15 protein-coding genes are annotated in these 13,486 nt (G+C 36.9%); 5 read left to right on the forward strand and 10 right to left on the reverse strand.

The genetic code is table 11. The annotated features are described in order from the left end of the window. Positions 1–2: 2 nt before the first annotated feature. Both H280_RS0101325 and H280_RS0101330 read right to left on the reverse strand, forming a co-directional pair. Complete coding sequence (locus tag H280_RS0101325; protein ID WP_020059303.1) at positions 3–134, reverse strand: GapA-binding peptide SR1P; 132 nt, start codon at positions 132–134, stop codon at positions 3–5. A gap of 474 nt (positions 135–608) precedes the next feature. Continuing rightward, complete coding sequence (locus H280_RS0101330; protein WP_020059304.1) at positions 609–905, reverse strand: DUF3055 domain-containing protein; 297 nt, start codon at positions 903–905, stop codon at positions 609–611. Positions 906–1,036: 131 nt separating this feature from the next. Between H280_RS0101330 and H280_RS0101335 the strand changes: the two genes are divergently transcribed. After that, a complete protein-coding gene (locus tag H280_RS0101335) occupies positions 1,037–1,429 on the forward strand; it encodes a DUF1885 family protein (protein WP_020059305.1) in 393 nt (130 codons plus the stop codon). On the opposite strand, the gene H280_RS0101340 is transcribed toward H280_RS0101335, so the two are convergent. The 5 genes from H280_RS0101340 to pdhA form a co-directional block, all read right to left on the reverse strand. Beyond that, positions 1,426–1,659, reverse strand: a complete 234-nt coding sequence (locus H280_RS0101340) for a hypothetical protein (protein WP_020059306.1) — start codon at positions 1,657–1,659, stop codon at positions 1,426–1,428. The two genes, H280_RS0101335 and H280_RS0101340, sit on opposite strands and share 4 nt — an antisense overlap. A 468-nt stretch (positions 1,660–2,127) precedes the next feature. After that, positions 2,128–3,540: a dihydrolipoyl dehydrogenase gene (gene lpdA, locus H280_RS0101350; RefSeq protein WP_020059307.1), complete on the reverse strand. Its 1,413-nt coding sequence runs from the start codon at positions 3,538–3,540 to the stop codon at positions 2,128–2,130. 6 nt (positions 3,541–3,546) lie between these two features. Continuing rightward, positions 3,547–4,836, reverse strand: a complete 1,290-nt coding sequence (locus H280_RS0101355; protein ID WP_020059308.1) for a dihydrolipoamide acetyltransferase family protein — start codon at positions 4,834–4,836, stop codon at positions 3,547–3,549. An 89-nt stretch (positions 4,837–4,925) separates the two neighbouring features. Next, on the reverse strand, positions 4,926–5,903 hold the full coding sequence (pdhB, locus tag H280_RS0101360; RefSeq protein ID WP_020059309.1) for a pyruvate dehydrogenase complex E1 component subunit beta: 978 nt from the start codon (positions 5,901–5,903) through the stop codon (positions 4,926–4,928). Positions 5,904–5,906: 3 nt separating this feature from the next. Then, on the reverse strand, positions 5,907–7,022 hold the full coding sequence (gene pdhA / locus H280_RS0101365) for a pyruvate dehydrogenase E1 component subunit alpha (RefSeq protein ID WP_020059310.1): 1,116 nt from the start codon (positions 7,020–7,022) through the stop codon (positions 5,907–5,909). Between the two features lie 500 nt (positions 7,023–7,522). On the opposite strand from pdhA, the gene H280_RS26885 reads away from it, so the two are divergent. Next, the gene (locus H280_RS26885) at positions 7,523–7,675 is read left to right on the forward strand and encodes a YjcZ family sporulation protein (RefSeq protein WP_020059311.1); all 153 of its coding nucleotides are present in this window, start codon (positions 7,523–7,525) and stop codon (positions 7,673–7,675) included. Between the two features lie 107 nt (positions 7,676–7,782). Then, a complete protein-coding gene (def, locus tag H280_RS0101375) occupies positions 7,783–8,337 on the forward strand; it encodes a peptide deformylase (protein ID WP_020059312.1) in 555 nt (184 codons plus the stop codon). A 105-nt stretch (positions 8,338–8,442) separates the two neighbouring features. On the opposite strand, the gene H280_RS0101380 is transcribed toward def, so the two are convergent. After that, positions 8,443–9,216 carry a Cof-type HAD-IIB family hydrolase gene (locus H280_RS0101380; protein WP_020059313.1) on the reverse strand — a complete coding sequence of 258 codons (774 nt, stop codon included), beginning with the start codon at positions 9,214–9,216 and terminating at the stop codon, positions 8,443–8,445. A gap of 504 nt (positions 9,217–9,720) precedes the next feature. Between H280_RS0101380 and H280_RS0101385 the strand changes: the two genes are divergently transcribed. Both H280_RS0101385 and rnjA read left to right on the forward strand, forming a co-directional pair. Continuing rightward, complete coding sequence (locus H280_RS0101385) at positions 9,721–9,933, forward strand: DNA-dependent RNA polymerase subunit epsilon (protein ID WP_020059314.1); 213 nt, start codon at positions 9,721–9,723, stop codon at positions 9,931–9,933. 3 nt (positions 9,934–9,936) lie between these two features. Next, on the forward strand, positions 9,937–11,604 hold the full coding sequence (gene rnjA, locus H280_RS0101390) for a ribonuclease J1 (RefSeq protein ID WP_020059315.1): 1,668 nt from the start codon (positions 9,937–9,939) through the stop codon (positions 11,602–11,604). Positions 11,605–11,645: 41 nt separating this feature from the next. Here rnjA and H280_RS0101395 read toward each other — a convergent pair whose 3' ends face one another. Together H280_RS0101395 and H280_RS0101400 are read right to left on the reverse strand one after the other, a co-directional pair. Then, positions 11,646–12,314 carry a potassium channel family protein gene (locus H280_RS0101395; RefSeq protein ID WP_020059316.1) on the reverse strand — a complete coding sequence of 223 codons (669 nt, stop codon included), beginning with the start codon at positions 12,312–12,314 and terminating at the stop codon, positions 11,646–11,648. 287 nt (positions 12,315–12,601) lie between these two features. Then, on the reverse strand, positions 12,602–13,468 hold the full coding sequence (locus H280_RS0101400; protein WP_020059317.1) for a cytochrome c oxidase assembly protein: 867 nt from the start codon (positions 13,466–13,468) through the stop codon (positions 12,602–12,604). Between the last annotated feature and the right edge of the window lie 18 nt (positions 13,469–13,486).

The following is a 13,486-nucleotide window of genomic DNA, read 5'->3' on the forward strand; positions in this document are numbered from 1 at the left end:
ATTTATTGGGCTTTAGTATGTTCTTTATGCTCACACTCACATTTAGAACCGCATTTTCCGTATAATACCGTTACTTTTTCATCCTCAAAATGCGCAATTGTGTTCTCACAAATTTGACATACGATAGTTCCCATTTTTTAATTCCCCCTAATATTGTTATCCCCAAGACTTTTTGTAACCGCTTAACTTCTGTCTTTATTTTAATATGTTATACTCTTTTAGTCAATAGTTTTAATTATGACACATTAATTATTTTTCCGTTTTTATTAGTATGAAACATTCAAACTACTCAGCTATACATTTTAGAAATTTAGAAACGGGTATGATTCTAGTGAAGATGTGTCTCTCTATTACTTATAAATTCATTTTTCGGCATATAGACTGCTGTCATACAAACAGGGCAGGAGCCTGCACGTATTGTCTACTTTTGTTTTCAAACCTTGCACGTGGTAGGAAAAGGCACTGATCGCTCCTATGCATCGCCAGTCCCTCTCGCCTATTTAAAAAAAATGCTTTTCTTCCTTTTTTCATACAGTAACTGATTAGTTACGAAACATTTATAAATAATAAGCAGCCGTATATTTATTATTACGACTGCTTTTACACAATTATTCCTCATATTCAGCATGTACAGAAGTAGGTGGCAATAGAAACTTAAAAAACTGTGCTAAATCAGTTGCTTCTTCACTCGTTTTAAGTTTAAAGACATCTTGTAAATGGTGCACATTTTCAATATCATCCTGTCCAAGGAGAGTTGCTCGACCAGTCTGCATACAAACAACAAGAGGTTTACCAAAAAACATTGTTGTGTACACCACACCAAAATCATACCGTGTATCATTTGTCATAAAACCAAGAAAACGGACTTTTGTATTTTCATGTTCATCATATAATTTTTCAAACATTGTCCCTCTCCTTTCTTCTTGATTTATCCACAATGTATATATTAAACAAAAAAAGCAAGATCCCTTTTAATTGTCAAAAAATTTGCAACAATGTTAAAATAGTAATATACTATGCCCTTAGGAGGTTTATTATGCAAGATGCATTCATTAAACTTGGCCCAAATTCAACACAGCAATCTATTTCTCTAGACGATGTTAAACAACTATTTCATTACTATAAAACAATTACATCTCAGACAGGTCACCAACTCGGCTTTTCATACGCAAGCACTGCCTTTCCATACGAAACGGTTGATACTTCAGATACAACACTCTGTTTGAAATCTAATCATGAACGCTATCATTCTATTTATGTAGGAATAGGAATTGAAAACGAACAATTTTTTATACAAATTACATTACCATCTACTGCAACATTTGGAGATAAAGGAAAAGCTAATGAATTTTGCAGATTTTTAGCAAAGAAATTAGAAGGAGAGTTACAGCTTTTTAACGGCAGAACAATGTACTTTTATAAACGTTAACTAAAAAAGAGCAGCTTACTCATAAAAAAGAAAAAACTATTAATGATAGTGAAAAACACCGCCTCTTTTCTGGAGTGCAACATCATATGAGCAATAACATAAGCCAAATAAAAGAACACAAAAAAGAGCAGTACTTTGTAATGCAATTTATCGCGACTTGATAGCAATAACACAATGGAAAATCCGCTCCATATAATAAAATGAAACAAAGCAACAAAAGTCATTTTCATGTTGTTGCCTCCTTTCGCACGTCCTATTGTATTACAATATATGGGCGCTAAAAGAAAACATTACATATATATGAGAGAACAGGCAGAAGAAGTAAAGTGGCTTATTTTTTAGCTAATTATCACATTTTTTATTTTGTATAGCAGTAATTTGGATGTATGTACTAATTACTAAAAAAACGACATAAAAACCCCTTTCATTTTAAAGAGGACGAGAGTATCTAGCCGCGCATACAAACGGTCGAGGCCTTTTTCTATCACATGCAAGTTTTAAAACAGAAGAAGAAAGCAAGAAGCGGTCATGCTGTATTCTACATAGCAACAACTTATAAAGAAAAGCGGAAGATGCGAAGCCACCGACTGTTCTAGCCGCTGGAGCTAGACAAAGATGTTGAAAAATTAAAATGAATTTATATAAATAAAACAGCCGCCTCCTAATAGCTAGGAGACGGCTGTTTTATTTTTCTTATATTATTTTACAATGTGAATTGGCATTCCAAGAGCAACTTCAGCTGCTTCCATTGTGATTTCACCTAATGTTGGATGAGCATGAATTGTTTGAGCGATATCTTCAGCTGTCATTCCAGCTTCGATAGCTAAACCAAGCTCAGAAATAATATCAGAAGCGCCTGCACCTGCAACTTGTGCACCTACAATAAGACCATCTTCTTTACGAGTTACAAGCTGTACGAAACCATCTGTGCTGTTTAACGATAATGCACGTCCGTTAGCAGCGAATGGGAATTTAGAAACTGCTACTGTCATTCCAGCTTCTTCTGCTTGTTTTTTCGTATAACCAACAGATGCTAATTCTGGATCAGTGAAGCATACTGCTGGAATTCCGATGTAATCGATTGCTGATGCATGACCGCTAATTGCTTCAACAGCTACTTTACCTTCGTAAGAAGCTTTATGAGCTAATGGTGGTCCAGGAACGATATCACCAATTGCATAGATATTTGGTACATTTGTGCGGCATTGCTCATCGATTTCGATTACACCACGGTCAGTCATTTTAATGCCAACTTGCTCAAGACCAATTTCTTGCGTATTTGGACGACGACCTACAGTTACTAATACATAATCAGCTTCAACAGTTTGTACTTCGCCTTTTACTTCGAAGCTAACTGTTACGCCGCTTTCAGTTTCTTCAACGCCTTTAGCCATAGCTTTTGTATGGATTGTTACGTTACCTTTTTTCTGAAGTGCACGTTTTACAACTTGGCTCATTGCTTTTTCGAAACCAGCTAAAATTTCATCGCCAGCTTCTAATACTGTAACTTCTGTACCGAAGTTTGCATATGCAGTACCTAATTCCATACCGATGTAACCGCCACCGATTACAACAAGCTTTTTCGGAATTTCTGGTAAGCTTAAAGCACCAGTTGAGTTAAGAACGCGTTTAGAGTATTTGAATCCAGGAATTTCAATTGGTGTAGAACCTGTTGCAAGAACAGCATTTTTAAACGTATATGTTTGTGCTGCTTCTTCAGTCATTACGCGTAATGTGTTTGCATCTACGAAGTAAGCTTCACCGCGAATGATTTCAACTTTATTACCTTTTAGAAGGCCTTCTACACCGCCAGTTAATTTCTTAACTACGCCGTTTTTCCATTCTTGAACTTTTGTGAAGTCAACTTTTACGTTTTCCGCAGTAATACCCATGTCATCAGAATGTTTTGCATTCTCATAACGATGACCTGCATTAATTAACGCTTTAGAAGGAATACATCCAACGTTTAAGCAAACACCACCAAGGTTAGCTTTTTCAATAATAGCTACTTTTTGTCCTAATTGTGCTGCACGAATTGCTGCAACATATCCACCAGGACCTGCACCAACAACGACTGTATCTAATTCAATTGGGAAATCTCCTACTACCATTGTTTATTACGCCTCCATTACTAATAATTGTGGGTCGTTTAATAGACGTTTAATTTGGTTTAATGCTTTCTGAGCTGTTGCACCGTCGATTAAGCGATGATCAAAGCTTAAAGATAATGCTAATACTGGAGCTGCAACGATTTCACCGTTTTTCACAACTGGTTTCTCAGCGATACGACCGATACCTAGAATTGCTACTTCTGGGTGGTTAATAACTGGAGTGAACCATTGTCCACCTGCAGAACCAATGTTTGTAATTGTGCAAGAAGCACCTTTCATCTCTGCTGGAGCTAAGCGACCTTCACGTGCTTTACCAGCAAGTTCATTGATCTCGTTAGAGATTGTGAAGATAGATTTGCGATCTGTATCTTTAACAACTGGTACCAATAGACCTTTGTCTGTATCAGCTGCGATACCGATGTTGAAGTAATGTTTGTGAACAATCTCTTGATTTGCATCATCTAAAGAAGTGTTCAGCATTGGGTATTCGCGTAGTGCAGATGTTAACGCTTTTACAACGTATGGAAGGTAAGTTAATTTAATACCTTTGTCAGCTGCAACAGCTTTGAACTTCTTGCGGTGAGCAACAAGTTCTGTTACATCTACTTCGTCCATTAACGTTACGTGAGGAGCTGTATGTTTAGAGTTAACCATTGCTTTTGCAATTGCTTTACGAATACCGCTCATTTTCTCACGAGTTTCTGGGTATTCACCAGCTGGAATTGGTTGTGCTTTTGGAGCTTCTTCTTTCGCAGCTGCTGGAGTTTCTGCCGCTACTGGAGCTTCAGTTGCCGCTACTGCTGCTTGTCCACCATTTGCAAATGCTTCGATGTCAGCTTTTACAACACGACCGTTTTTACCAGTGCCAGCTACTAGACGAATGTCTACGCCTTTTTCACGTGCATATTTACGAACAGAAGGCATAGCAATTACGCGCTCATTCACTACTTCTTCAGTTGCTGCTGGAGTAGCCTCTGCTGCTGGAGCTTCCTCTTTTACTTCTTCAGCTTTCGGTGCATCATCATGATCGTCACCTTTAAATTTAAGGTTTTCATAGCCAGGAGCATCAAATTTAACAAGAACATCTCCTACTATTGCTACTGTACCTTCTTCTACAAGAATGTCAAGTACTTTTCCTTTTACTGGAGAAGGAATTTCTACAACTGCTTTATCATTTTGCACTTCAAGAAGTACATCGTCTTCGTTTACTTCATCGCCTGGTTTAATAAACCATTTTACGATTTCACCTTCGTGGATACCTTCACCAATATCTGGTAGTTTAAATTCAAATGCCACGGATTTCAGCCCCCTGATTCATATCATTATTATTAGAAATTGCAAAAGAAGTCAGCACACGCTGATTTCTTTTGCACATAAAATTCAAATTAGAAGTTCATTACTTTGTTAACAGCTTCAACAATATCTTTATGGTTTGGTAACCATACACTCTCAGCTTGAGAGAATGGGAAGATTGTATCAGCAGCTGCAACACGTACAACTGGAGCTTCTAAGTTTAAGATTGCACGGTCATTGATTTCCGCTACAACGTTAGCTGCAATACCAGCTTGTTTTTGAGCTTCTTGAACTACAACAACGCGGCCTGTTTTTTCTACAGAAGCGATAATTGTTTCGATATCTAATGGTTGAACTGTACGTAAGTCCACAACCTCTAAAGAGATACCTTCTTTTTCTAGTTCTTCAGCAGCTTTTAATGCAGCATGTACCATTGCACCATATGTGATAACAGATACATCTGTACCTTCACGTTTCACATCAGCTTTACCAATTTCAATTGTGTATTCGCCTTCTGGTACTTCTTGACGGAAAGAACGGTATAATTTCATATGCTCTAAGTAAACAACTGGATCGTTGTCACGAATTGCAGAAATTAAAAGACCTTTCGCATCATATGGAGTAGATGGAATTATAACTTTTAAACCTGGTTGTTGTGTCATTAATCCTTCTAAGCTGTCAGCATGTAATTCTGGTGTATGAACACCACCGCCGAATGGAGAACGAATTGTAACCGGAGCATTCCAACGTCCGCCAGAACGGTAGCGCATACGAGCCATTTGACCAGAGATAGAATCAATTACTTCGAATACGAAACCGAAGAATTGGATTTCAGGAACTGGACGGAAGCCTTCTAATGCTAAACCGATTGCAAGTCCGCCGATACCAGACTCTGCAAGTGGAGTATCCATTACACGGTCTTCACCAAATTCAGCTTGTAATCCTTCAGTAGCACGGAATACACCGCCGTTTACACCAACGTCTTCACCAAATACAAGTACGTTAGGATCGTTTTTCATTTCAACGCGTAAAGCATCAGTAATTGCTTGAATCATTGTCATTTGAGCCATGGCTTACTTCGACTCCTTTTCTTTATAAATTTCATATTGTTCAGCTAAGTTATAAGGCATTGTTTCGTACATGATTTCCATTAAATCAGTTACTTTTTGTTTTGGAGCTTGGTCAGCTTTCGCAATCGCTTCTTTAATGTCTTCTTTAGCTTGTTCAATTACTTTTTCTTCTTCTTCTTGAGACCAGATGCCTTTATTTTCTAAGAATGCACGGAAACGTACGATTGGATCTTTTTGTTCCCATTCATTTTCGATATCTTTTGTACGGTAACGAGTTGGATCATCACCAGCCATTGTATGTGGACCGTAACGGAATGTTAAAGTTTCAATTAAAGTAGGGCCTTCACCGTTTACTGCGCGCTCACGAGCAAAAGCAGTTGCTGCATATACAGCTAATGGATCCATACCGTCTACTTGAATACCGTAAATACCAGCTGCAACTGCTTTTTGTGCTACAGTTTTTGCTGCAGATTGTTTTTCTACTGGAGTAGAAATTGCATAACGGTTGTTTTGAACCACGAAGATTGCTGGAGCTTTAAATGCACCTGCAAAGTTCATACCTTCGTAGAAGTCACCTTGAGACGCACCGCCGTCACCAGTGTAAGTAATTGCAACAGATTTTTTACCACGAAGTTTCATACCTAATGCAACACCAGCCGTTTGGATGATTTGTGCACCGATAATGATTTGTGGAGGAAGTGCATTTACATCAGCAGGCATTTGGTTACCCATGAAATGTCCACGAGAAAATAGGAATGCTTGATATAATGGTAAGCCGTGCCATACTAATTGTGGAACATCACGGTATCCTGGTAAGATGAAGTCTTCTTTTTCAAGAGCAAAATGACTTGCTAATTGAGAAGCTTCTTGTCCAGCTGTTGGCGCATAGAAACCTAAGCGACCTTGACGGTTTAAAGAAATAGAACGTTGATCTAATACACGTGTATATACCATACGACGCATTAATTCTTTTAATTTCTCATCAGTTAATTCTGGCATAGCTGCTTTATTCACAACTTCGCCTTTTTCATTTAAAATTTGTAATGTTTCAAATTGAGCTGCGATAGCTTTCATTTGCTCATCAACATTAAATAGGGCCTTTTTTGTTTTAGTACCCATTCCGTTCACCTCTTCCTCTCTTGAACCATATTCTTAAACGCTTTCACTATGATAAAAGCATAAGTTTGTAAACTGACGCATCATTCGTCAGTTATTGAATAATTTGTGCACCTAACAATCTGTACTAATGTTTTCATTTAAACAAATTAATACAATCTTGATCACGTTTTTAAGTTTACAACTATTCTAATCATCATGTCAATCACTTTGGTTTCGTTTTTTTTCGAAGGTTAGAGAGATTTTCTTAACAAATACAAGTTTTCAAAATACCATCTGTATCAGTGAACAAAAACCTCCTGTTATATTGTTCCCTTTTCGAACGTATTTTGCTCATAGAATAATATGTAAACGCTTCACGTCCTTCTTATCTTTTCTCCCATCCTAATAAAAAATATGCAGCGTCTTCCTTCTTTTTAGGCAAATAACTATACACTTCCCTCCCTTATTCCATACATTATACTAACCGCAGCATTCGCGGAAATGGTAAAGGAGGTCCCAACATGTACGGATACACTTTTTGTTACCCCTCAACTTGCGCATATCCTTCGTATGGCTATGGTGGTGGTGGTTGCGGCGGCTTTGGACACGGATTTGCTTTAATTGTTGTATTATTTATACTCTTAATTATCGTCGGTGCTGCCTGCATCTGTTAATGTAAAATGAAACAACTATAAAAGAACAAGGCGTTTGTTCGTCTTGTTCTTTGCCATGACTTTTTTCATAACCTTTGGTAGACTAAAAATGAAAGGAGAGATTATATATGCTTACAATGGATGATGTAATTCGTGAAGGAAATCCTATTTTACGGGCAGTGGCTGAAGAAATAGCTCTACCTGCAAGCGAAGAAGATGTTCATATATTACGAAAGATTATCGAATTTGTGATTAACAGTCAAAATCCAGAAATGGTTGAAAAATATAATTTACGCCCTGGAATTGGTTTAGCCGCGCCGCAAATTGGTGTTTCTAAAAGAATGATTGCTGTCAATGTCACGGATCGAGATGGTACGTTATATAGCTACGCCTTATTTAATCCAAAAATTATTAGCCACTCTGTTGAACGTACATACATATCAGGTGGCGAAGGATGTCTGTCCGTAGACCGTGAAGTCCCTGGCTATGTACCTCGTTACACTCGTATCACTGTAACAGGAACGACAATAGATGGCGAAGACGTCAAACTACGTTTAAAAGGATTGCCAGCAATTGTATTCCAACATGAGATTGATCACTTAAATGGTGTTATGTTTTATGACCATATTAATAAAGATAATCCATTTATGATTCCAGAAAATGCAGCACCTTTAGAAAGATAAAACGCACTTTTCACGACGTGAAAATAATAAGATAAAAAGAGTTAGTTTTCATTGAAGTTGGTGAAAACTGACTCTTTTTATTGAAGCGCTTCTTATATTTATACTTTATAACAGCCTTGCCCACTGCAATCCATGAAGTATACCATCTTCTGAAACATCTTTAGTTACATAATTCGCAAGCTTTTTCAAATCTTCATGTCCATTCCCCATAGCAATTCCTGTACCTACAGTTTCAATCATTTCTAAATCATTTAATCCGTCTCCAAATGCATACACTTGTTCCCCTGTGAATCCAAGCTTTTCAATAAACTTTTCAATCCCTTTCGCTTTCGATCCTCCCATTGGAATAATGTCCATAGAGTAAGCATGCCAGCGAATAAAGTGAAACTTTGCATAGTCGTTAATAAACTTTCCTTCTTCTCCTGCTCTGCAAAATAAAAGCGTTTGGTAAACATCACGCTCCTCATAAAAGCGCGGTTCAAACGCAGGATGATCCATATGAAGGCTAGCAAAGCTTTCTGTTACATACTGATGCGATGTCACTGTTGCTTTCATTTCTTTATGATCTAAGTACACAAGCGGATAGCCTTCTTGCTCTGAAAACTTCGTGAAAGCATGCAATGCATCAGGGTGTAGAGGATTTTTATATATAACCTCATCTTCAAACACCACATACTGTCCATTGAAACTTACATAATTATGAATGTTTAGCTCTTTACGAATATCTTCAAACATAAATGGGGCACGTCCTGTTGCAATTGCTACATGTATACCTTTTTCTTGCAAACGACGGACAGCTTCTTTTGTGGACTTCGGTATTTCCTTGTTATGATCTAGCAATGTTCCATCAATATCAAAAAAGACAATTTTATCATTCATTTACATAACCCTCTCTACTTCATCAATTCGAACGTATCGCTATATACTCTAAATATTTTTTTCAAATACTAAAAAAGTATAACATATTGATGAATAAGGTGCTTTCTATCTAACCTTCTTACCTCACTATGCATATACTGAAATAAAAACAGCACTACGGTTCAACATATGCATTTTCTTTTCTTTTCTATCTCATACTATAAGTTGAACGAGATATTTTCTTACAAGTAGTTCTTTTTTGAAACTTAATTCTTCTTTCGAATTCTAATAAGATTCATTTGCATGTTTTGAGCGAAGAAAGGAAGGGACAACCGTGCTAAAGAAATTGAAGAAAAAATTAAAAGTATATTGGAACGATTTACTTCGTAAAAAAACAATTGCTTAAATCATGCCCATTTCGGGCTTTTTTCTTCACTCTTATTCGAAAAAACATGAAAATCATAACCGTTTGCTTTATAATAGGTAAAAGATAGCCTAAAACATAGACAAGGAGAGATTGTTTTAATGATTTTTAAAGTATTTTATCAAGAAAAAACGCTAGAAGTACCTGTACGTGAAAATACTAAGGTGCTATATCTAGAAGCTGAGTCTGAAAGAGAAGTTCGCACAAAATTACACAAGTTCGCATACAATATTGAGTTTATCCAGTCTGTTACTGGTGCTCATCTTGAATATGAAAAGCAATATGCAGATTTCAAATTAGCGGAGAACGTTTAATTTATGAAATTCTTAAAAAATGACCAAACTGCTGTTTTCGCACTTGGCGGACTCGGTGAAATCGGCAAAAATACATATGCTGTTCAATTTCAAGATGAAATTATTATTATTGACGCTGGAATCAAATTTCCAGAAGACGAACTTCTTGGGATTGATTATGTCATCCCTGACTACACGTATCTCGTACGCAATGAAGAAAAAATCAAAGGACTCTTTATTACACATGGTCACGAAGATCATATCGGTGGGATTCCTTATTTATTACGCCAAGTAAACATTCCAATTTATGGTGGAAAACTAGCGCTTGGACTAATTAAAAATAAGTTAGAAGAGCACGGATTACTGCGAAAAGCACAATTGCATGAAATTAAAGAAGATGATGTGATTAAATTCAAAAAAACATCCGTCTCCTTCTTCCGTACAACACATAGTATTCCTGATTCATATGGTATTGTTGTGAAGACACCACAAGGACAGGTTGTGCATACAGGAGATTTCAAATTTGATTTCACACCAGTTGGTGAGCCAGCAAACTTAACAAAGATGGCTGAAATCGGAAAAGAAGGTGTCCTTTGCTTGCTATCTGATAGCACGAATAGCGAAGTCCCTCACTTTACGATGTCTGAGCGCCGCGTTGGTGACAGCATCCAGGATATTTTCCGTAAAGTAGAGGGCCGTATTATATTCGCAACATTTGCTTCTAATATTCACAGGCTGCAACAAGTCGTAGAAGCTGCAGTAGCAAACAACCGAAAAATTGCCGTTTTTGGTCGAAGTATGGAAGCTGCAATGGAAATCGGACAAACTCTGGGCTATATTCGCTGCCCGAAAGATACAATTATTGAACCCGCACAACTAAATCGCATACCGGCAAATCAAGTTGTGATTTTATGTACAGGGAGTCAAGGGGAACCGATGGCTGCATTATCTCGAATCGCTAACGGTACTCACCGTCAAATCCAAATTATTCCAGGTGATACTGTAGTATTTTCTTCTTCTCCAATCCCAGGAAACACGATAAGTGTAAGCCGTACTATTAACATGTTATATCGCGCAGGCGCTGAAGTCATTCACGGGCCATTGACTGATATTCATACAAGTGGACATGGCGGACAAGAAGAACAAAAGCTAATGTTACGTCTCATTAAGCCAAAATATTTTATGCCAATTCACGGTGAATACCGTATGCAACGTATGCATGCAAAACTAGCAAATGATTGCGGTATACCCGAAGAAAATTGCTTTATAATTGATAACGGTGATGTACTTGCACTTCGTGAAGATGAAGCAGCAATCGCAGGAAAGATTCCGTCTGGTTCTGTCTATATCGATGGAAATGGCATCGGTGATATCGGTAACATCGTACTTCGCGATCGTCGTATTCTTTCAGAAGAGGGACTTGTAATCGTTGTTGTTAGCATCGATATGAAAGATTTTAAAGTAGCGGCTGGTCCAGATATTATTTCTCGTGGATTCGTTTACATGCGCGAAAGTAGCGATTTAATTAACGATGCGCAAACATTAATTACAACTCATTTAGAAAAAGTAATGGAGCGCAAAACGACACAGTGGTCTGAAATCAAAAATGAAATTACAGATACATTGGCTCCATTCTTATATGAGAAAACGAAACGTCGACCAATGATTTTACCAATCATTATGGAAATTTAACTAAAAAGGACAATGCCGCTATGTTGGCATTGTCCTTTTTGTCATTTCGTTAAAAATATTTCGAAGCGGTCTACGTCATTATCGTGACCAATAACGATTAAAATGTCTCCCATTTGAATGTTTTCTGTGGCACGCGGTGAAACAAGAACTTCCTTCCCACGCTTAATCGCTACAATGTTCAATCCAAACTTTGCACGAATATCTAAATCAATCAATGAATGACCATTAATTTTTTCGTTCGCAATAATCTCAACAATACTATGCTCATCTGAAAGCTCTAAATAGTCCAAAACGCTACTTGAGGCAATATTATTGGCAATTCTTTTTCCCATATCACGCTCAGGGTGAACAATTTGATCCGCTCCAATTTTACGAAGAACTTTTTCATGATAATCATTTTGTGCTTTTACAGTAACATTTTTCACACCCAGCTCTTTCAAGATAAGCGTTGTTAAAATACTTGACTGAATATTATCTCCAATTGCAATAACTACATGCTCGAAGTTTCGAATACCAAGACTTTTTAATACCATCTCATCTGTAGAATCCGCGATGACAGCATGAGATGCAATATTTGCAAACTCATTTACACGATCTTCATCCATATCAATCGCCATAACTTCCATTCCTAATTGTGCTAATTCCCGGCAAATACTACCACCAAATCGCCCAAGACCAATAATAGCAAATTCTTTTTCTCTTGTGCTCACACAAATTCCTCCAGTTATATCAAATCGTATCAAGCAAAACCTTTAGCAGTGGGATTATTCCCACCTATCTTCTTTAACTCTTCAAAAACTTGATGTGAAGGCTTTGTACCTATACATCAGAACCAACTATCATTGTAGCATATTTTCACTTCCATCATTGTTTTTTCATTCTAAATAATGGGAAAAACTTACATATACTTACCCCTTCAAGATTCCTCACATTCTTAAAGTAATTGTTTTACTGCATGCATAATGGAACAACCCCTGCAATGATCGCCTCTTCACTCTTATTTTTGTTTTTGAATATAAAAATATTGTTGTAAATAAAAAGCGAGCATACAGACTAACATACCAAAGATAAATATATTTCCAAACGAACTAAATGTTTGAAATACAAACATTAATGTTTCTTGTCCAAAAAAAGCAAATAGTAAATTTATAAAGGCACATAATATCGCAAATTGATAGTGATGCTGATGAAATAAATAATGAGTTGCTCCTAAAAAACCAGCAAAAGAAACAATAAATACCCACCACATTTCCATCATCTTTTGCCAGCCTACTAGCTCATATCCGTTCACAGCAATTGCAATTGCTCCTATAACAACCATCGTTGGAACGCTCCAAAATAAAGCCCATTTTCGAAAGAGTAATACCGCATTCCTGTCTTCTCGTTTATGCGCACAATACGTTAAAAAAGTCGCGCTTATGTATAAGAGCGAGACAATTGTTAGAATAATAATTAACCAAAAATGAAGCTGATAGTACTCATGTTCTATATTCGTAACAATTGCAGCTAACAAGCCTGGAATACATATGCCAGTATAACCTTCCACCAGTGCCTTATTCCAAAATACCATATTACCAATTCGAATCCCTAATAGCATAAAAAGAATGGCGCCAAGGATAAATAAAGTCATTTTATTTCCAACTAAACTCGTCGAAAAAGCGATCAATCCAACAAATAAGAATAAAGCAAATGCATTCATAATTTCGGCAACAGGTGATAAATACTCTTTCACCCACTCATATGTGTTCGTATAATTTTCTTTTTTTGCTAAACAATATGTATAAAAACTAACACCAAAATAAATCGCTGCTACAATTACATATGTATATAAAAAGAAACATAGTATAGTACTTCCAATCTGCACACTATCCCCTACCTTTTT

The organism is Bacillus sp. 123MFChir2 (genome assembly GCF_000383235.1).
In the GTDB taxonomy this organism is placed as follows: Bacteria; Bacillota; Bacilli; order Bacillales; family Bacillaceae_G; genus Bacillus_A.